At 73.1% G+C, this 20,255-nt stretch carries 15 protein-coding genes; 7 read left to right on the top strand and 8 right to left on the bottom strand.

All coding sequences use genetic code 11. The features are described 5' to 3' along the window. Window positions 1-161: 161 nt before the first annotated feature. Window positions 162-1,967 (top strand): dynamin family protein, encoded by a 1,806-nt coding sequence (locus AB0I68_RS09455; RefSeq protein WP_363176628.1) that lies wholly within the window; start codon window positions 162-164, stop codon window positions 1,965-1,967. After that, on the top strand, window positions 1,967-4,042 hold the full coding sequence (locus AB0I68_RS09450) for a dynamin family protein (protein ID WP_363176627.1): 2,076 nt from the start codon (window positions 1,967-1,969) through the stop codon (window positions 4,040-4,042). Before AB0I68_RS09455 ends, AB0I68_RS09450 begins: the two co-directional genes overlap by 1 nt. A 113-nt stretch (window positions 4,043-4,155) precedes the next feature. Here AB0I68_RS09450 and AB0I68_RS09445 read toward each other — a convergent pair whose 3' ends face one another. From AB0I68_RS09445 to AB0I68_RS09430, 4 genes are read right to left on the bottom strand one after another with little or no spacing between them, the layout of a single operon-like run. After that, window positions 4,156-5,316 (bottom strand): acyl-CoA dehydrogenase family protein, encoded by a 1,161-nt coding sequence (locus tag AB0I68_RS09445; protein ID WP_363176626.1) that lies wholly within the window; start codon window positions 5,314-5,316, stop codon window positions 4,156-4,158. Between the two features lie 8 nt (window positions 5,317-5,324). Continuing rightward, complete coding sequence (locus tag AB0I68_RS09440) at window positions 5,325-6,245, bottom strand: hydroxymethylglutaryl-CoA lyase (RefSeq protein WP_363176724.1); 921 nt, start codon at window positions 6,243-6,245, stop codon at window positions 5,325-5,327. A gap of 11 nt (window positions 6,246-6,256) precedes the next feature. Continuing rightward, on the bottom strand, window positions 6,257-8,386 hold the full coding sequence (locus AB0I68_RS09435; RefSeq protein ID WP_363176625.1) for a biotin carboxylase N-terminal domain-containing protein: 2,130 nt from the start codon (window positions 8,384-8,386) through the stop codon (window positions 6,257-6,259). Window positions 8,387-8,409: 23 nt separating this feature from the next. Further along, on the bottom strand, window positions 8,410-10,026 hold the full coding sequence (locus AB0I68_RS09430) for a carboxyl transferase domain-containing protein (RefSeq protein ID WP_363176624.1): 1,617 nt from the start codon (window positions 10,024-10,026) through the stop codon (window positions 8,410-8,412). Between the two features lie 99 nt (window positions 10,027-10,125). Here AB0I68_RS09430 and AB0I68_RS09425 point away from each other — a divergent pair, with 99 nt between their 5' ends. After that, window positions 10,126-10,704, top strand: coding sequence for a TetR/AcrR family transcriptional regulator (locus AB0I68_RS09425; RefSeq protein ID WP_363176623.1), 579 nt, complete (start codon window positions 10,126-10,128; stop codon window positions 10,702-10,704). Between the two features lie 56 nt (window positions 10,705-10,760). Continuing rightward, window positions 10,761-11,582 carry a phosphatase gene (locus tag AB0I68_RS09420; RefSeq protein ID WP_363176622.1) on the top strand — a complete coding sequence of 274 codons (822 nt, stop codon included), beginning with the start codon at window positions 10,761-10,763 and terminating at the stop codon, window positions 11,580-11,582. A 52-nt stretch (window positions 11,583-11,634) separates the two neighbouring features. On the opposite strand, the gene AB0I68_RS09415 is transcribed toward AB0I68_RS09420, so the two are convergent. Further along, window positions 11,635-12,483, bottom strand: coding sequence for an SDR family NAD(P)-dependent oxidoreductase (locus tag AB0I68_RS09415; protein WP_363176621.1), 849 nt, complete (start codon window positions 12,481-12,483; stop codon window positions 11,635-11,637). 76 nt (window positions 12,484-12,559) lie between these two features. Here AB0I68_RS09415 and AB0I68_RS09410 point away from each other — a divergent pair, with 76 nt between their 5' ends. Further along, window positions 12,560-13,033 (top strand): MarR family transcriptional regulator, encoded by a 474-nt coding sequence (locus AB0I68_RS09410; protein ID WP_363176620.1) that lies wholly within the window; start codon window positions 12,560-12,562, stop codon window positions 13,031-13,033. Between the two features lie 265 nt (window positions 13,034-13,298). Here the strand turns inward: AB0I68_RS09410 and AB0I68_RS09405 are convergent, their stop codons facing one another. From AB0I68_RS09405 to AB0I68_RS09395, 3 genes are all read right to left on the bottom strand, one after another. Then, window positions 13,299-14,177, bottom strand: a complete 879-nt coding sequence (locus AB0I68_RS09405) for an acyl-CoA thioesterase II (RefSeq protein WP_363176619.1) — start codon at window positions 14,175-14,177, stop codon at window positions 13,299-13,301. 35 nt (window positions 14,178-14,212) lie between these two features. Beyond that, window positions 14,213-15,370, bottom strand: coding sequence for an acyl-CoA dehydrogenase family protein (locus AB0I68_RS09400; protein WP_363176618.1), 1,158 nt, complete (start codon window positions 15,368-15,370; stop codon window positions 14,213-14,215). 262 nt (window positions 15,371-15,632) lie between these two features. Further along, window positions 15,633-17,180 carry a PucR family transcriptional regulator gene (locus AB0I68_RS09395; protein ID WP_363176617.1) on the bottom strand — a complete coding sequence of 516 codons (1,548 nt, stop codon included), beginning with the start codon at window positions 17,178-17,180 and terminating at the stop codon, window positions 15,633-15,635. A gap of 115 nt (window positions 17,181-17,295) precedes the next feature. On the opposite strand from AB0I68_RS09395, the gene speB reads away from it, so the two are divergent. Beyond that, window positions 17,296-18,261, top strand: a complete 966-nt coding sequence (gene speB, locus AB0I68_RS09390) for an agmatinase (protein ID WP_362852707.1) — start codon at window positions 17,296-17,298, stop codon at window positions 18,259-18,261. Between the two features lie 66 nt (window positions 18,262-18,327). Continuing rightward, entirely contained in the window at window positions 18,328-20,013 is a 1,686-nt protein-coding gene (locus AB0I68_RS09385) for a thiamine pyrophosphate-binding protein (RefSeq protein WP_363176615.1), read from the top strand. Window positions 20,014-20,255 lie beyond the last annotated feature (242 nt).

Raw genomic sequence — 20,255 nt, 5'->3', positions numbered from 1 at the left:
GGGCCCTAAGTTTCTGGGCCCCTCGGCGTTGCGCGGCAGCGGGGCCGGCCGGCCGGACCGGCCAGAGCGGTGGCCATCCCGCCGAACGGGCGGCGCCCGGCGGCATGCGTTGGCATCATGGTCGCGCCGGGGAGGTCCTGACGGGGTGGGGTGGCGGCGCTGTGGTCGGTACGGGGGAGCACGAGCAGGAACTGCGGCAGGGTGAACTCGCCGAACAGGTGGCGCTGCTCGCGGACCGGGCCGGAGCGGACTCCGCCGCCTCTCTGATCCGCCGCACGGCCCGCCGCGCCGAATCCCCGCGGGCCCGGATCTGTGTCATCGGCGGTAGCAACGTCGGCAAGTCCCGCCTCGTCAACGAGCTGATCGGCACGGCCTGTCTGCCGGTGTCCGTGCACCCCACGGACGGACCGCCCGTCGTCGTACGCCCGTTCATCGCCGAGCCCGCCGGGGCCGCCGGGGCCGCAGGATCCGCCGAGTCCGCCGGATACGGGGCTCCCACGGCTCCCGAGGAGGCCGGTCCCGGGGATTCAGGACCGGTCGGCCTGCGTACCGTACGCGTCGAGGTGCCGTCCGGGTCCTGGCCGGCCCGTGCCGGAGTGGAACTCGTCGACACCCCCGGCTGGGAGGGCTGGTCCGGAGTGCGGCAGCCCGACACCGCCGCCCTCGCCAGGATCGTCGGCGACTGCGACGTGGTGGTCGTCGTCACCGAGGCGCGCCGCGCGATGCTCGCCACCGAACAGGCCCGGATCAAGGCACTCGCCGCCGCTCCGCACAGCCCTCCGCTCGCCGTCGTCGTCACCAAGCTCGCCGAGGTCGAAGACGAGGCGCCCGACATCCTGCGACGCGTCAACCACCTCGTCGCAGCACTGGCCCCCGAGGCGCTGGTGCTGCCCGGACCGGTCCCCGCGCCCGCAACGGCGCCGGGGGCCGGGGAACCCGACGGCATCGACCCGCTCCGGGCGGTCCTGGGCCAGCTGGCCGGTATCCGGCTGCGCCGCGCGCTGCGGACCGTCCGCAGGCTGCACCTCCTCGCGGCCACCTGCGGCCTGGTGGAGGAGGCTGCCGGGCGGGCGCTCACGGACGTGCACCGGACCGACCCCGTCAGAGCGCGGGCCGCACAGATCTGGCACACGGCCCACGAGAGCGCCCGCTTCCACTGGATCGTGCTCAGCGCCGACGCGGGGGAGTGGCGCGCCTCGCTCGTCCAGACGATCGCCGCCGAGGCGCGCAGGCGACGGGCCGCCGCGGCGCGCGAACTCGCATCGCGCTTCTCCCGGATGCTGGATACGCCGGAGGAACAGCACTTCATCCGCCTCCACGCGATCCCGTACACCGCCGAGGCCCTCCAGCAATTCGAATCGTGGATCACCGGGACCGTCGACCGGGCGCTGGAGGAGGACACCCGCCGGCTGCGCGGCATCCTGCTCCGCAACAGACCCGGCGGGGAACTGTTCCACGGGCTGGCCGCCCCCCGTGCCGGGCGGGTCGTGCCGGCCGCGGCACTGCCGGCCGCCGCCGGCGCGGCCGCCGCCGCCGAGTCGCAGAACGCCACCGGCTGGGACACCTCCTGGCTGCCCGAATTCGTCGGCACCGCCATCGAGAGCGTACTGACGCCCGTCTCCACCGAGGTCGTGGCGCAGATCGCGGGAGCGGCCGGTACGGCGCTGGTGACGGAGGCGCTCGAACACGGCCAGGCGGAGCGCCGTGAACGCGCCATCGACGACCTGGAACGGATCGTCGAGGCGGCCTTCACGGAGCAGGTGGCGCGCACCGAGGCGCGTATCGGCCAGGTGTACGACCGCCTGCTGAGCCAGGCGCGGGACCGCGACGAGCAGTGGTGGCGGCTGCACACGACGGCCGTCGCCGCGCAGCCGGAGTCCCTCGACCACTGGCGTTCACTGCAGAGCACGGCGCGGTCGCTGAGCCGTTTCGTGCACGCCCACCTCTCTCCCCTGGAAGGGGCCTGATGGCGCACGAGAACCGGCAGTTACCGGCCGGCCAGGAATCACCGGCCGTGCAGTTCCGCGGCTGGAGCGACAACATCGGAACGCTGCGCTCGTACTACCAGCGCCTGCAGCAGGTGGCCGGCGAGGCCGCGGCGGTCATCGCCCCGCCCGGAGGCCCGGGCGGGGCACTGGACCTCGGGATCAACGGGGCGGTCTTCGAGCGCGAGACCTTCCGCATCATGGTGCTCGGCGAGTTCAGCAGCGGGAAGAGCACCTTGATCAACGCCTTGCTGGGGAAGCGGCTGCTGCCCACCAAGGCCAATCCGGCCACCGCCTTCACCACGGTCCTGCGCTGGGGTGAGACCGAGCGGGCCTGGCTGTACCGGGACGCGGACCGGCGGGGCGGCGAGACGGCCGTCACGACGGAGGAGTTCAAGCGAGAGGTCTCCCTCCAGATCGACGCGCACGGCGCGCCCCGCACCCCCTCGTTCGCGCTGGCCGTCGTCGAGCAGCCGCTGGAGCTGCTGCGCCGATCCGTCGAGATCGTGGACTCGGCCGGGATCAACGAGAGTTCCGACCGCGAGCTGGTCACCCTGCGGTACCTGGAGGAGGTGGACGCCGTCGTCTTCGTCACCGACGCGGGCCGACCGTTCACCCTGCACGAGACCGAGAACTACCTCACCCGTGTCAAGAGGCTCGGGCACCGCGACATCTTCTTCGTGGTGAACCAGTTCGACCGGATCGAGGAGGAGGAACGGGCGGAGGTGATGAGCCGCTGCCGCAACGCGGTCGCCGAGCTCAGCGGGGAATCCGGTTCCACCGCCGCCGCCAACGTCTTCTTCATCAGCGCCCTCCAGGCCCTGCGGTCGCGGACCGACGGCAACGAGGAGGGCCTGAAGGCCTCGGGGATCGGGGCGCTGGAGTCCGCCCTGGAGCTCTTCTGCATGCGCGACGCGGCCCGGGTGAAGTTCGTCCGGCTCGCCGAGTTCCTGCGCCACAACGCCGTCAACCTGCGCGTGCGGCTGCACGACGAGGGCGCGATCCTGATGAAGTCGACGGCGGAGCTGCGCGAGCTCCTCGACCGCAGCCAGTCCACCCAGGACCAACTGCGCGCCAGCGCCGACGCGATCCGCGACATCGTCAGCGGCAAGATCCTCGACATCGAGAACGAACTGCAGCTGAGGTTCAGCGCGTTCCTGATCGACATCAGCCGCGAGATCGCCGACTGGCACGTCACGAGCGGCCCGGGGCGCCTGAGCCGGGCCGTCCGGTCCTTCACCAAGGGCGGCCGCATCGCCGCCCAGCACGAACTGATGGACGCCTACACGGTCCAGCTCCAGGAACGTATGCAGGTCTTCTGCACCCAGAGTCTCGACCGGCTCATCGAGCAGCGGCAGGCCGATCTGGTGCGCCAGCTCGAACCGCTGATCAGGGCCCACGCGAACCTCCTCGACAAGCTCCGCACGGAACTCACCGGCACGCAGTCGGTCCGGGACCAGAACCACCTGCTCTACACGCTGGCCGTCGCGGCGGGGAAGGGCAACGGGCGCGACGGGCGCCGCCACCGCGACGACGTGCCGCTGCTGTTCCGCCCCAGCTCGCTCATGGCGATCGGCGCGGGCACCGGCGCGGCGGTCGCCGGCGGGACGGCCGCCGCCGCAGCGGCGGGCCTGATCAGCCTGGGCCTGGCCGTTCCACCGGTCGGCGTAGCGGTGGCCATCGGCGCGGCCGTCGGACCGCTGCTGGCCTCAGGGGCGGTCATCTTCGCCGACGGCAAACTCCAGTCGCGCGCGGCGCAGGAATTCTCGGACCACGTGAAGGACTCGGCAGGCCTGACCGCCCGCCAGTACGCGGACAGCCGCGCCGCCGACCTGCGCGCCGTATGGGGCGGAATCAGCGAGACGCTCCACATCCAGCTCCAGGACCTCATCGGCATCGTCCAGCGCAACATCGAGGAGTCCCGGCTGGACGAGCAGGCCAAGGCGGGCCTGCGGGACCAGCTCTACGCGTACGAGCAGCGGATCACCGATGTGGAACAGCACATCGCGACCTTCCTGCAGCCCTTCGTCTCCGAGGCGGAGCGCGAGCAGGCGTAGGCGGGACGGGGACCCCGTGCAATCGCCGGCGATGTGGCCGCCCGGCGAGGACCGGTCCGGCCGTCGACCGCCAGGCCGGTCCCGGCCTGGCGGTCCGCCTCCGAACCAGGTGACTACCCGGCGAAGCCCAGCTCGCGGGCGATGAGCATGCGCTGCACCTCGCTGGTGCCCTCGCCGATCTCCAGGATCTTGGAGTCCCGCCACATGCGCGCCACGGGGTACTCGTTCATGAACCCGTAGCCGCCGTGGATCTGGGTGGCCTCGCGCGCGTTGTCGACGGCGACCGTGGAGGAGTACAGCTTCGCGATCGCCGCCTCCTTCTTGAACGGCTCCCCGGCCACGAGGCGGGAGGCCGCGTCACGCCAGCCGATCCGCGCCATGTGGGCGCGCATCTCCATGTCCGCCAGCTTGAACTGGATGGCCTGGTTGTCGCCGATGGGCCGGCCGAAGGCCTTGCGCTCCTTCGCGTACTTCACCGACTCGTCCACGCAGCCCTGCGCGAGACCGGTGGCGAGCGCCGAGATCGCGATGCGGCCTTCGTCGAGGATGCGCAGGAACTGGGCGTAGCCGCGGCCCTCCTGGCCGACCAGGTTGGCCAGGGGCACCCGTACGTTGTCGAAGGCCAGCTCACGGGTGTCCGAGGAGTTCCAGCCGACCTTGGAGTACGGCGCGGCCACCGTGAAGCCGGGGGTGCCGGACGGGACGATGATCGAGGAGATCTCGGGGCGGCCGTCGGCCTTGCGGCCGGTGACGGCCGTGACGGTGACCAGACCGGTGATGTCCGTACCGGAGTTGGTGATGAAGCACTTCGAGCCGTTGATCACCCACTCGTCGCCGTCCTTGACGGCCGTGGTGCGGGTGCCGCCGGCGTCGGAGCCGCCGTCCGGTTCGGTCAGGCCGAAGGCGCCGAGCACCTCGCCGGAGCACATCTTCGGCAGCCACTGCTGCTTCTGCTCCTCGGTGCCGAAGAGGTAGAGGGGCATGGCGCCGAGCGAGACGCCCGCCTCCAGGGTGATCGCGACCGAGGAGTCGACGCGGGCCAGCTCCTCCAGGGCGATGCCGAGGGCGAGGTAGTCGCCGCCCATGCCGCCGTACTCCTCCGGGAAGGGCAGGCCGAACAGGCCCATGCGGCCCATCTCGCGGACGATCTCGTACGGGAACTCGTGCCGCTCGTACAGGTCGCCGATCTTGGGGGCGATCACGTCGTGCGCGAACGCCTCGACGGTACGGCGGAGTTCCTCGTGCTCGGGGGTGAGCCGGTGGTCGAGGGCCATGGTCTTCTTTACTCCTTGTGGGAGAGGGCGCGGACGGTACGGGAGGGGCTGGGGCGTCCCAGCTGTTCGGCCATCCACACGCTCGTGGCGGTGAGGGAGGTCAGGTCGACGCCGGTCTCGATGCCGAGGCCGTCGAGCATCCACACCAGGTCCTCGGTGGCGAGGTTGCCGGTGGCGCTCTTCGCGTACGGGCAGCCGCCGAGGCCGCCTGCGGAGGCGTCCACGGTGGTCACTCCGTGCTGGAGCGCGGCGAGGGTGTTGGACAGGGCCTGGCCGTAGGTGTCGTGGAAGTGCACGCCGATCCGGTCGGTCGTGACGCCCTCCTCGCCCAGCTCGTCGAGGAGGGTCCGGACATGACCCGGGGTGGCGACGCCGATGGTGTCGCCGAGGCTGAGCTCGTCGCAGCCGAGGTCGAGCAGGGCCTTGGCCACGCGGACCACCTGGTGGACCGGGACCGGGCCCTCCCAGGGGTCGCCGAAGCACATGGAGAGATAGCCGCGGACGTGCGCCTTGCCCTCCTTGGCACGGGCCACGACGGGCTCGAACATGGCGAGGGACTCGGCGACGGTCCGGTTGAGGTTGCGGGAGGCGAAGGTCTCGGTCGCCGATCCGAAGACGGCGATGCGGTCGGCGCCGAGGGCCAGGGCGCGGTCGAGTCCGCGCTCGTTGGGGACGAGGACGGGGAGGTGCACCCCGGCCAGGTCCTGGAGCTGCGGGAACAGCTCCTCCGCATCCGCCAGTTGGGGCACCCACTTGGGGTGCACGAAGCTGGTCGCCTCGACGGTGGTCAGCCCGGCCGCGGCCAGCCGGTGGATGAACTCCGCCTTGACGTGGGTGGGTACGGCCGTCTTCTCGTTCTGCAGCCCGTCGCGGGCGCCGACCTCGTGGATGCGGACGCGGGCCGGCAGCTCGGGGGCCGGGACGGTCATGGGCAGCCCGTTCACTTCGCCTCCCCTTCCTCTTCCTCGTCCGGGGTGACGACGGCCAGGACCTGGTCCATGGCGACGGTGGTACCGGGGGAGACGTCGAGCTCGGTGACCGTGCCGGAGTGCGGGGCGGAGATGACGTGCTCCATCTTCATCGCCTCGACGACGAGCAGGCTCTGCCCGGCCGTGACGCGGTCGCCGACGGCGACCTTGACGACGGTGACGGTGCCGGGCATGGGGGCGGCGAGGGTGTCCGCGCCTGCGTGGCCGGCGCCGGTGAGCGCGGCGGTGACGGGGTCGTGGTCCTGCACGTGCCAGGAGTCGCCGTCACGGCCGAGCCAGGTCCCCTCCGGGGAGGTGGCGTGGCTGAACCGGTGTGTGACCCCGTCGAGTTCGACCGTCAGGTACTCCGGGGTCCGGGCCACGATCCGGCCGCGGGCCGGTGTGCCGGGGCTCTGCGCCAGACCCCGCCCCTCAATCGCCGGCGGGGCTGGATTTTGGCCGACGTCGCCGTCGGCTGCGGGTGCGAGCAGCAGCTCCGTGTCGGAACCGTGCGGGCGGGTGCGGACGGCGACGGGCTCCTGGCCGGGGAGGCGGAAGTGGTGGACCGTCCAGGCGGGGGTGCCGCCCAGGCGCCAGCCGTCGGCTGCCCCGAACGGGTCGACCCAGGCATCCAGCCCCGCCGGCGTTTGAGGCGCGGGTCCGGGCAGAGCCCGGTTTCGGGAAGGGGCGGGGTGGGGGACGGACAGCAGGGCCGCAGCCGCGTACACCTCGGGGGGCACGCCCTCCGGCAAGAGGGACCCCAGGTCCCGCTCGACCAGACCGGTGTCCAGGTCGCCCGACACCACATCCGGGTGCGCCAACAGCCTCCGCAGGAAGCCGGCGTTGGTCTGGACGCCCAGGATCACCGTGTCGGCGAGGGCGCCCCGCAGCACCCGCAGGGCCGCGGCCCGGTCCGGGCCGTACGCGATCACCTTCGACAGCATCGGGTCGTAGGTCGACCCCGTGTCGACCCCCGCCACGAGCCCGGAGTCCGTGCGTACCGACCCGCCCGAGGGCTCGGACAGCGCCAGGACCGTCCCCCCGGAGGGCAGGAACCCGCGCGCCGGGTCTTCCGCGCAGACGCGGGCCTCGATCGCATGCCCGGTCAGCCGGATCCCGGACTGGTCGAAGGCCAGCTCGGCGCCGGAGGCGACCCGCAGCTGCTGCTCCACCAGGTCCAGCCCCGTGATCAGCTCCGTCACCGGGTGCTCCACCTGGAGCCGGGTGTTCATCTCCATGAAGTAGTACGAGGACGGGTCCCCGCCCGGGACGATGAACTCCACCGTGCCCGCGCCGACGTACCCGCACGAGCGCGCGGCCTCCACCGCCGCCGCGCCCATCGAGGCCCGCAGCTCCGGCGTGAGCAGGACCGAGGGGGCCTCCTCGATCACCTTCTGGTGGCGCCGCTGCAGCGAGCACTCGCGCTCGCCCAGGTGCACCACGTTCCCGTGCGCGTCCGCCAGCACCTGGATCTCGATGTGCCGGGGGCGGTCCACCCACCGCTCCACGAGCAGGGTGTCGTCGCCGAAGGACGACCGCGCCTCGCGGCGCGCCGCCGCGATCTCCTCCGCCAGCAGCCCGGCGTCCCGTACCAGCCGCATGCCCTTGCCGCCGCCGCCCGCCGAGGGCTTCAGCAGCACCGGCATGCCGATCTCCTCGGCGGCCGCGACCAGTTCGGCGTCGGACAGGCCGCTCCCCGAGGACCCGGGCACGACCGGGACCCCGGCCGCCTTCACGGTCTCCTTGGCGCGGATCTTGTCGCCCATCAGGGAGATCGCCGAGGCGGGCGGCCCGATGAAGGCCAGGCCCGCCTCCGCGCAGGCGGCCGCGAAGGCCGCGTTCTCCGCGAGGAAGCCATAGCCCGGGTGGACGGCCTCGGCGCCGGTGCGGCGGGCCGCGTCGAGCAGCCGCTCCACCGACAGGTAGCTCTCGGCGGCGGCCGCCGGGCCGATCCGGACGGCCGTGTCGGCCTCCCGTACGTGCCGTGCGTCCGCGTCCGCGTCGCTGAAGACGGCCACGGACCGCACTCCGAGCTCCCGCAGCGTGCGGATGACCCGGACCGCGATCTCGCCGCGGTTGGCGACCAGAACAGTGCTGAACATCAGTGAGGTCCTCACGTCACACGTCACATACGGAAGATGCCGAAGCCGCGATCGCCCAGCGGGGCGTTCGCGCACGCGGTCAGGGCCAGTCCCAGCACCTGCCGGGTCTCCATCGGGTCGATGACCCCGTCGTCCCACAGCCGCGCCGTGGCGTAGTAGGCGTTGCCCTGTTCCTCGTACTGCGCGCGGACCGGGGCCTTGAAGGCCTCCTCGTCGTCGAGCGGCCACTCCTGGCCGGCGCCCTCGATCTGGTCGCGCTTGACCGTGGCGAGCACGGACGCGGCCTGTTCGCCGCCCATCACCGAGATCTTGGCGTTGGGCCACATCCACAGGAACCGCGGCGAGTACGCCCGCCCGCACATCGAGTAGTTGCCCGCGCCGTACGAGCCGCCGACGACCACGGTCAGCTTCGGGACCCGGGTGCAGGCCACGGCCGTGACCATCTTGGCGCCGTGCTTGGCGATGCCGCCGGCCTCGTAGTCGCGGCCGACCATGAAGCCCGAGATGTTCTGGAGGAAGAGCAGCGGGATCCCGCGCTGGTCGCACAGCTCGATGAAGTGCGCGCCCTTCTGGGCGGATTCGGAGAACAGGATGCCGTTGTTGGCGACGATCCCGACCGGGTGTCCGTGGATCCGGGCGAAGCCGGTGACCAGGGTCTGCCCGAACTCCGACTTGAACTCCTGAAAGCGGGACCCGTCCACGATCCGGGCGATGACCTCGCGGGCGTCGTACGGGGTGCGCGAGTCGACCGGGACCGCGCCGTACAGCCCGTACGGGTCCACCTTCGGCTCTTCCGGCGCCTCGACCGACCAGGGCAGGGCCCCGCGCTCGGGCAGGGTCGCCACGATGTTCCGTACGATCCGCAGCGCGTGCGCGTCGTCCTGCGCGAGGTGGTCGGTGACGCCCGAGATCCGGGAGTGGACCTCGCCGCCGCCGAGCTCCTCGGCCGTGACCACCTCGCCGGTGGCGGCCTTCACCAGCGGCGGGCCGCCGAGGAAGATCGTGCCCTGGCCGCGGACGATGACGGCCTCGTCGCTCATTGCCGGGACGTACGCGCCGCCCGCCGTGCAGGAGCCGAGGACGGCCGCGATCTGCGGGATGCCGGCGCCGGACATGCGTGCCTGGTTGTAGAAGATGCGGCCGAAGTGCTCCCGGTCGGGGAAGACCTCGTCCTGCATGGGGAGGAAGGCGCCGCCCGAGTCGACCAGGTAGAGGCAGGGGAGACGATTCTCCAGCGCCACCTCCTGGGCGCGGAGGTGCTTCTTCACCGTCATCGGGTAGTACGTGCCGCCCTTGACGGTGGCGTCGTTCGCGACGATCACGCACTCGCGGCCGCTGACCCGGCCGATGCCCGCGATGACCCCGGCGGCCGGAGCCGCGCCCCCGTACATGCCCTCGGCGGCCAGCGGGGCCAGCTCCAGGAAGGGGGATCCGGGGTCCAGGAGGGTGTCCACGCGGTCGCGGGGGAGCAGCTTCCCGCGGGCGGTGTGGCGGGCGCGGGCCTTCTCGCCGCCGCCGAGCCGGGCCGCGTCGAGCCGGGCCCGGAGCCCCTCGGCGAGCTCGCGGTGGGCGGCCTCGTTGGTCCGCCAGGCCTCGGACGCCGGGTCCGCGGCGCTCGTCAGCACTGGTGCCTGCTGCATCGGTCGAGCTCCCTTGCTCGGTGCACGCTGTTAATGAGCGTTAACGCATGTACCGCCTAGGTTAACGACCGCTAACGGCCCTGTCTAGAATGGATTCCCATGAGCACCAGAGCGGCCGCCCCGACCCGTCGCGAGCAGATCCTCAGTGAGGCCGCCCGCCTCTTCGCCGAGCGTGGATTCCACGGCGTCGGCGTGGACGAGATAGGGGCCGCCGTGGGTATCAGCGGCCCCGGCCTGTACCGCCACTTCGCGGGCAAGGACGCCATGCTCGCCGAGCTGCTGGTCGGGATCAGTCAGCGGCTGCTGACGGGCGGCCGCCACCGGGTGGCCGAGGCCGCGGGCGACCCGCACGGCGTCCTGGCCTCCCTCATCGACGGCCACATCGACTTCGCCCTCGACGACCGGGCGCTGATCACCCTGCACGACCGGGAGCTGGACCGGCTGCGGGAGGCCGACCGCAAGCTCGTACGGCAGCTCCAGCGGCAGTACGTGGAGCTGTGGGTGGAGGTCGTACGGGAACTGCACCCGGAGGTCGGCGAGGCGGAGGTGCGGGTGTCCGTCCATGCCGTCTTCGGCCTGCTCAACTCCACCCCGCACCTGGCGGCGCTCGGCCGGGAGGCGACGGAGTCGCTGCTGCGGCGGTTGGTGCACGGGGCGTTCGGGGCGCTGTCGGGGTGAAGCGACGCGTCCGCTGGTCGGGATGGAACCGGCGACTCCGCCCTGGCGGCGGCAGAATGGGCCGCATGCCGAAGCCGATAGAGACGTTCGCCCAGTCTGTTGTACCGCCGAGCCGCGCCGAACTCGTCGATCACCTGGTCCGCACCCGGATCTCGGGTCAGGTCGCGACGCCCCGCGAGAACAACCTGTCGCACTACCGCAAGCTCGCCAACGGCGACCGGCACTACTGGCTGGGCCTCGAGCTGGGCGACCGCTGGGCGGACGAGCAGGACGTGCTCGCCGTGATGGCGGAGCGGTGCGGGGTCGTCGACGACGCCGCGTACCGGTTCGGCCAGGACACGATCGACCCGGAGCTGACGGTGTCCGGCCTGGACCGGATGGCGGCGCGGCTGCGGAAGGCGGCCCTGGACCGGCAGAGCGTGCTGCTGGCCACCGGGCACCCGGGCGGCCTGCTGGACGTCCACCGGGCGACGGCGGCCGCGCTGCGCGCGGCGGGCTGCGAGATCGTGGTGATCCCTTCGGGCCTGGTCGCGGACGAGGGCTCGGTGTGGCAGTTCGCGGACGTCGCCGTGCTGGAGCGGGGGGCCACGCTGTGGCACACGCACTCGCCGGAGCCGATGGCCGCGATCCTGGACGGCCTGACGGCGGAGAACCGCCCCCAGCCGGACCTGGTCGTCGCCGACCACGGCTGGGCGGGGTGCGCGGCGCAGCGCGGGCTGGACGCGGTGGGGTACGCGGACTGCAACGACCCCGCGCTGTTCATCGGGGAGGCGGAGGGCACCCTCCAGGTGGCGGTCCCCCTGGACGACCACGTCCGCGACCCGCGCTTCTACGACCCGATGGTCGCGTACCTGCTGGCGGCCGCAGACCTCCTCTGACCCGGCGGGCCGGGCGGCGCGCGGAGCGCCGTTTCGGCCCCGCCGACACCCCCTAACGCAGCCAGTCGGTCATCGCGGCCTGGACGGCCGAGCCGTCGAGGTCCGTGAGCTTGCCGGCCACGAAGTCACGGGCCCAGTCGGAGGTCTGGATCCGGAACGGCATGGTCTCGGCGGTCAGCGCCTCGATGACCGGCGCCGCCGCCTGCTCCGAGGTCTGGGCGTTGCCGCTGCCGAAGGCCTCCATGGCGTGGTTGATGTAGCCCTGGAGCGCCGGGGCGTACGGGCCGGCCTCGGCGAGCAGGGCCGGCACGTCGAGCCGTACGTTGTTCACGAACTCGCTGGCGACGGCGCCCGGTTCGACGACGGCCACCTGGACACCGGTGGACGCGGCCACCGGTGCGAGGGCCTCCATGAACCCCTCGACGGCGAACTTGGCCGCGCAGTAGGCCTCGTTGAACGGCTGGCCGATCACGCCGCCGACGCTCGTGACCGTGATGACCCGGCCGCCCGAGGCGCGCAGGTGGGGGAGTGCGAGTCGGGTGAGCTCGACGACGCCGAAGAAGTTGACCTCCATGACGGACCGGACCTGCTCCATCCCGTGCTGCTCGATGGTGCCCACGAACCCGGCGCCCGCGTTGTTCACGACCGCGTCGAGCCGGCCGTGCTCGGCGACGACCTCCGCCACGCAGGCGGCGGCCGAGGCCGCGTCGGTCACGTCCAGCCGCTTGACCTGCACCAGCTCGGCCACGCCCGCCTCGCTCGCGGCCTTGAGCAGGGCGTCGGCCCGGCCGGTGTCCCGCATGGTGGCGACGGTGTGCCAGCCCGCCCGGGCGGCGGCTACCGCGGCGGCCAGGCCGATGCCGGAGGAGGTGCCGGTGATGAGGACGGTCTTGGCGCTCATGAAGTCTCCCTATATTTGTGCGTGCACACACACATTAGCTTTGTGTGCGTGTGCACGCAACCGGTATCCTGTCCGTATGGCGCACAACGAGCTCACCATGGGCGGTCTCACCCCCCGCGATCACGCCTTCTACGGTCTGGTCTGGGCCGGTACCACCCTCACCGCGCGGGTGGACCAGGCCCTCACGCGCCACCACGACCTGCCGCTGTCCTGGTTCGAGGTCATGCTCTGGCTGCACGGACAGAAGGAGCCGGTCGCCCCCTCCGAGCTGGGCGCCAGGACCCTGCTCAGCCGCAGCCAGGTCTCCCGCGTCGCCGACTCGCTGCAGGCCCGCGGTCTGGTCGAGCGCATACCGTCGCCCACGGACGCGCGCTCGGTCCGCATCGCCCTCACCGACGCGGGCCGCCGCGCCTTCGCGGAGGCCGACGCCACCCGCCGCGAGGCCCTCGCCGAGGTCTTCGACGACCGGCTCGACGACGCCGACATCGCCGCCCTGGAAGCGATCTGGGCCAAGCTCAAGTCCCGCCCGAAGGGCGAAGGGCGGGCGTAGGCCCGGGTGTAGGTCTGGGTGTAGGCGCCGGGGCCGGGCCTACACCCCGGCGTCGGGGCCAGCGTGCGGATCCCGTCGTACACGGCGAACACGGCGCCGCCGGAGAACGTCGCGATCGACGCGAACGGCGCCGCGAACGTACAGACCGCGGCGGTAGCGGCGGTCGCGGCGGCCGCCACGACGGCCGGGTTCACCCGGCCGGGGATCGGCTGCCGCCCGCCCGGCCGGTTCCGGACTGTGGCCCAGCGCACGCGGCCGCCGGGGGTCAGGCGCGCGGGACGCGCACCACGCCCTCCTGGATCACGGTCACGGCGAGGCGTCCGTCCTGCGTCCAGATCCGGGCCTGCCCGAGGCCGCGCCCGGCGGCCGCCGACGGGGACTCCTGGTCGTACAGCAGCCACTCGTCGGCGCGGAACGGCCGGTGGAACCACATCGCGTGGTCCAGCGAGGCGCCCACCACGTCGCCGACCGCCCAGCCGCCCCGGCCGTGCGCGAGCAGTACCGAGTCGAGCAGGGTCATGTCCGAGACGTACGTGGCCAGGCAGGTGTGCAGGAGCGCGTCGTCGCTCTCCAGCTTGCCGGCCGTACGGAACCACACCTGCGAGCGCGGCTCGACCGGCTCGCCGATGCTGCCCCAGGGCGGGACCGTCGCGTACCGCAGGTCCACCGCGCCGCGCGCCTCGATCAGCCGCTCCACCGTGCCCGGGTCGCGGAAGATCTCCCGGTAGAGCGGGAGCGACTCGGCGGCCGTCGGCAGGGTCTCCGGATCGGGTGCGTCCGGCATCGCGGTCTGGTGGTCGAGGCCCTCCTCGTACGTCTGGAAGGACGCGGAGAGGTGGAAGATCGGCTGGCCGTGCTGGACGGCGACGACCCGGCGGGTGGTGAAGGAGCGCCCGTCGCGGATCCGGTCGACCGCGTACACGATGGGCGCGCCCGGGTCCCCGGCGCGCAGGAAGTACGAGTGCAGCGAGTGCGCGGTGCGGTCCTCGGGCACGGTGCGGCCGGCCGCGACCAGGGCCTGGGCCGCGACCTGGCCGCCGAAGACGCGCGGTACCAGCGCCGAACGGCTGGTACCGCGGAAGATGTTCTCCTCGATCTGCTCGAGGTCGAGCAGATCGAGGAGCGTGGTCAGTGCCTCGTTCATGAGGGGAAGGGTAAGTCCCTTGTCCCGGCGGGCCCTTACAGGCCCATCGACTTGGCGATGATGGACTTCATGACCTCGCTGGTGCCGCCGTAGATGCGGTTGACGCGGTTGTCGGCGTACAGGCGGGCGATCGGGTACTCGTTCATGTAGCCGTAGCCGCCGTGCAGCTGGAGGCACTTGTCGATGACGCGGTGCGCGACCTCGGTGCAGAACAGCTTCGCGGACGCGGCCTCGGCGGCGGTCAGCTCACCGGCGTCGAGGGCCTCCAGGGCGCGGTCGGCGACGGCCTCGGCGGCGTCCACCTCGGCCTGGCAGGAGGCCAGCTCGAACTTGGTGTTCTGGAAGTGCGCCACCGGCTTGCCGAAGACGGTGCGCTCCTGCACGTACTGCTGGGCGAACCGGACGGCGGCCTTGGCCTGCGCGTAGGCGCCGAAGGCGATGCCCCAGCGCTCGGAGGGCAGGTTCTGGCCGAGGTAGTAGAAGCCCTTGTTCTCCTCGCCCATCAGGTCCTCGACGGGCACCTTCACGTCGACGAACGCCAGCTCGGCGGTGTCGGAGGTGCGCAGGCCGAGCTTGTCGAGCTTGCGGCCGATGGAGTAGCCCTCGGACTTGGTGTCCACGGCGAAGAGGGAGATGCCGAAGCGGCGGTCGTCCTCGCGCGGGGCGGAGGTGCGGGCGCAGACGATCACGCGGTCGGCGTGGACGCCACCGGTGATGAAGGTCTTGGAGCCGTTGAGGACGTAGTGCGTGCCGTCCTCGGAGAGCTTGGCGGTGGTCTTCATGCCCGCGACGTCGGAGCCGGTGCCCGGCTCGGTCATCGCGAGGGCCCACATCTCCTCGCCGGTGACGAACTTCGGCAGGTAGCGCTTCTTCTGCTCGTCGTCGGCCAGCATCTTGATGTAGGGGAGGGCGAGCAGCACGTGCACGCCGGAGCCGCCGAAGTTCACGCCCGCGCGCGAGGTCTCCTCGTAGAGGACGGCCTCGAACTTGTGGGTGTCCAGGCCCGCGCCGCCGAACTCCTCGGGGACGTTGATGCCGAAGACGCCCAGCTCGCCGAGCTTGTAGTAGAAGTCGCGCGGCGCCTGGCCGGCCGCGAACCACTCGTCGTAGACCGGGACGACCTCGGCCTCTATGAAGGCGCGGATGGTCTCGCGGAACGCCTCGTGGTCCTCGTTGAAAACGGTACGGCGCACGGCCGGTCTCCCTTCGGTCGCGGCGGTCCGCCGCCGTTGGCTAAGCGCTTGCTCATACTAAGTTACCGGCGAGTTGTCGATCCTGTCCAGAGCCGGACGGCCGGGGTCGCCCCGAGCCCGCCCCTCCAGCCGGAGACCGTACGCCGCCACCCGCGCCCGGGGGTGCCGTGAACCGCCGTGTCGCGTGCCGCCCCGGCCGCCGCCTGCGTCTCGGCCGAGCGGCCGGAGTCCGGCCCCGGCACCCGGCGGCACCACAACGACATCAACGGCCGCGGTCGCCGGCCCCGGTAGACCACCGCAGGGCGAACCACAGCTCCATCCGGGTGTCGGGGTCGTCGAGGTCGCGGCCGAGGAGGGCCGCGGCGCGGGCGATGCGCTGGCGGACGGTGTTGCGGTGCACCCCCAGGGCGGCTGCGCTGCGGTCCCAGCTGCCGTGGTGGGCCAGCCAGGCGCGCAGGGTGTCCCGCAGGGCGGGGGAGAGCGGGCCCAGCAGGGCCTCGGCGTGGGCCCGGGCCTCGGCTTCGCCGACGAGGCCCGCGAAGCCGGGGTCGGTGTGCCGGGCCAGCGGGGTGCGGGCCGCCTCGGCGCGGTCCAGGGCGCGGCGGGCCTGCGCATCGGCGGTGGCCAGGGTGTCGGGCGCGGCCGGGGCGCTGACCCCCAGCCGCCATCCGGGCTGCGGGGAGGGCTCCCGGTCGGTGAGGAGCCGTACGGCCGGCCCGGCCGGGTCCAGCAGTACGGTGCCCAGCGCGGCGGCGAGGGCCTGCGGGTCGGCGCCGCCGCGGGCGTGGACGGCGTACCAGGGCCCGGGCCCGCCCAGCGCCGCGGCGGGGGAGCCGCCCAGCAGCAGCCGGGCCAGCGCGGCGGCCTCGGCCCCGGCCGGCCGGTCGGCGGTGAGCAGGGCCAGCAGGACGGCGGCGACCGAGGCGACGGTGTGGTCGCCGGGGGTCCGCGCCGGGGTGGCCGTGCCGAGCGCGGCGTGGCGGCCGAGGGCGTAGGCGGCCAGGAGCCAGCCGCCGGCCTGGTCGGTGGCGGTCGCGGGACCCTCGGCGCGGCCGACGCGGGCCAGCAGTGCGTCGAGGGCCGCCGGTACGGCTCCGGCCTCCGGCGGCGGTGGGCTGCCCGCGGTCCGGCCGTCCGGCCACAGCCGTACGTGCCCGCCGAGGGTCGCCGCGAGGCGGGACAGCACCGCCGGGACCGGGTCGGGGCGGGCGGCCGCGGCCGCGAGGGCCTGCTGGGCTTCGGTGACCCGGCGCAGTTCGCGGGTCCGCGCCTCGGCCATGAGGCGCCAGACGGCGCGGGCGACGGCCGTGAACCGGGTGTGCGGCGGGACCTCCAGCAGCGGCAGCCCGTGCCGGGCACTCGCCCGGACGAGCTGCGGGGGCACCTCCGCGTGCAGGGGCGCCACCCCGAACCCGAGCGCGGCCACACCCGAGCCGACCAGTCGCCGTACATACGCGTCGGCCGCGTCGTCCGCGTCGGCCGGGCCGCCCTCCGGTTCCGGGCCGCCGGCCGCGGTCCCGTCGCGGCGCGGGCGGTGCGGCGGGTACGCCTCCGGCTCCGTCAGCCCCGCTCCCGCAGTGAGGAGCAGCTCACCGCCCAGGAGGTAGGGGGACGGGTCCGCCATCTCCGAGGCGTGCACCCCGTGCACCTCCGCCTGCTCCGGACCGGCGATCAGCCGCAGGTCCAGTGTCCGGTCGGCGAGCAGCGCACCGAGCCCGACGGCAGGCGTGGGAGGGCCGCCGGAGCCGGCCGCGGCACCGCCACCGGCGGTGGCAGGCTCGGGGCTGTCGGCCTTGGCAGGCTTCGGCATGGATGCTCCGTACAGTTCGATGTCACTCAGTGGATGAAACGTACACTTCGCGGCCCGGCGCCCGCCGCTTACGCTCGAAGGACCGCACTTGTAGGACCTTCAGAAGGGCACCCCCATGAGCACGCAGCCGCGCGGCCCCGTCGACTCCTCCCGCATCCCGCGCTACGCGGGCCCCGCGACCTTCGCCCGGCTGCCGCGCCTGGACGAGGTCGGCTCGGCGGACGTCGCCGTCGTCGGCGTGCCGTTCGACTCGGGTGTCTCCTACCGCCCCGGCGCCCGCTTCGGCGGCAACGCCATCCGCGAGGCCTCCCGCCTGCTGCGTCCGTACAACCCGGCGCAGGACGCCTCCCCGTTCGCGCTCGCCCAGGTGGCGGACGCCGGCGACATCGCGGTGAACCCCTTCAACATCAACGAGGCCGTCGAGACGGTCGAGGCGGCCGCCGACGAGCTCCTCGGCGCCGGCTCCCGCCTGATGACCCTGGGCGGCGACCACACCATCGCCCTCCCGCTGCTCCGCTCCGTCGCCAAGAAGCACGGCCCGGTCGCGCTGCTGCACTTCGACGCGCACCTGGACACCTGGGACACGTACTTCGGCGCCGAGTACACGCACGGCACGCCGTTCCGCCGCGCCGTGGAGGAGGGCATCCTCGACACCGAGGCGCTCTCCCACGTCGGCACGCGCGGCCCGCTGTACGGCAAGCAGGACCTCGACGACGACGCCAAGATGGGCTTCGGCATCGTGACCTCGGCCGACGTCTACCGGCGCGGCGCCGACGAGGTCGCGGACCAGCTGCGCCAGCGCATCGGCGACCGCCCGCTGTACATCTCGATCGACATCGACGTGCTGGACCCGGCGCACGCCCCGGGCACCGGCACCCCGGAGGCGGGCGGCATGACCTCCCGCGAGCTGCTGGAGATCATTCGGGGTCTGTCCTCCTGCAACCTGGTCTCGGCGGACGTCGTCGAGGTCGCCCCGGCGTACGATCACGCCGAGATCACCTCGGTCGCGGCCTCGCACACCGCGTACGAGCTGACGACGATCATGAGCCGCCAGATCGCCGCCGCCCGGCAGGGTCGCTGAGCACAGCGCTGCGGCGAAGCCTGCCGAGTGACGGCTCCGGCGAACCCGAAGGGTGAGTAAGCGCACGTGACGCACGACCACGACCTGGTACTCCGTCCCACCGAAGCCCAGACGGCGGCCGCTCTCGCGCCGCCGCCGGGGCGGACGGGCGGGGACCTGGTCGTGGAGACGCTGCGTTCGCTCGGCGCCACCACCGTGTTCGGGCTGCCGGGGCAGCACGCGCTCGGCATGTTCGACGCGGTGGGGCGCTCGGACCTGCGGCTGATCGGGCTGCGGACGGAGAACAACGCCGGGTTCGCGGCGGATGCGTACGGCCGCATCACGGGCGAGGCGGTCCCCCTCCTGCTCTCCACGGGCCCGGGCGCGCTGATGGCCCTGCCGGCCCTGGCCGAGGCGGCCGCCGCATCGGCTCCGGTACTCGCCATCGCCTCGCAGGTCCCGGTGGCGGGGCTGGGCGGCGGCCGGCGCGGGCACCTGCACGAGCTGCGGGACCAGTCGGCGTCGTTCCGGGACGTGGTCAAGTCGGTCCACACGGCCCGCACCCCGTCCCAGATCCCGTCCGTGATCGCGGAGGCCTGGGAATCGGCGCTGACGGCTCCGCACGGCCCGGTGTGGGTGGAGATCCCGGAGGACGTCCTCCGTGCGGAAACGATGATCCCCCAGGTCACGGGCGTGGACGCGACGCCGCACGAGCTCGCCCCGCGCCCCGAGCTCACCGCTCTCGCGGCGCACTGGCTGGGGAGGGCCTCCCGCCCGGTGATCATCGCTGGCGGCGGGGTGATCCGCTCGGACGCGGCGGGGAAGCTGCGCCGACTGGCGGAGCGGCTGAACGCCCCGGTGGTCACCACCTTCGGCGGCAAGGGCGCCTTCCCGTGGACCCACCCGCTGTCCCTCCAGTCCTGGCTGGAGGACCGCCACATGACGGACTTCCTGGAGGACGCGGACGTGCTCCTCGTGGTGGGCTCCGGCCTCGGCGAGCTGTCCTCGAACTACCACACCTTCTTCCCCGAGGGCCGGATCGTCCAGATCGAGGCGGACCTCGGCAAGCTGGAGTCCAACCACACGGCCCTCGGCATCCACGCGGACGCCCGCCTCGCCCTCCAGGCCCTGCTGGAAACGGTCCCGGAACGCGCGGACGCCTCGGCTCCCGAACGGGTGGCGAGGGTCCTCTCGGAGATCGAAACCCGCCTGTCCACCCAGGACACGGCCCTGGAGCGGCAGCTCCTCACCTCGATCCGCGCGGCCCTCCCCGCGCGCTCCCCGTCCTTCTGGGACATGACGATCCTGTCCTACTGGGCCTGGTCGGCGTTCGACGCGAAGCACCCCAACACGATGCACTCGGCGCAGGGCGCGGGCGGCCTCGGCTACGCCTTCCCGGCGGCCCTGGGCGCCTGCATCGCGGAACCGGGCACCCCGGTCCTGGCCGTCTCGGGCGACGGCGGCGCGATGTACTCGATCGCGGACCTGGCGACGGCGAAGCAGCACGACCTGGACGTGACCTGGCTGATCGTGGACGACGGCGGCTACGGCATCCTGCGCGAGTACATGACGGACTCCTTCGAGGGCCGCACGACGGGCACGGAACTCACCCGCCCGGACTTCGTCGCCCTGGCGGGATCCTTCGGCATCCCGGCGGCCACGACCACCCCGGAAACCCTCCACGAGGACCTGGCCAGGTCCCTCTCCACCCCGGGGCCGACGGTCCTGGTCCTCCCGGCCACCCTGAAGATGTTCGCCCCGACCCACCTCTAGACGCGTTGCCGTGGCGGGAGTCCCGGGCCATCCGGCGGCGCGGGATTCGGCGCTGCCCTCGTCGCCGGCAAGCCCGTCGCCGAGCCGGAATCCGGCCCCGGCGGGACCTGCGCCCGCCTCGACGGGCTCGGCCTCGCGCCGGCCCGCTTCCTCGAGGTACGAGTTCCACGCGGCGCAGGACCCGGTCGGGTGAAGGGCGGTCGCCGGGGGCGGACCCCGGTGCGATTGTTGCCAGGGGATGA

The sequence above is a fragment of the Streptomyces sp. NPDC050448 genome (assembly GCF_040655295.1).
Taxonomy (GTDB): domain Bacteria; phylum Actinomycetota; class Actinomycetes; order Streptomycetales; family Streptomycetaceae; genus Streptomyces.
This window is presented reverse-complemented; position numbering and strand designations above follow the sequence as displayed.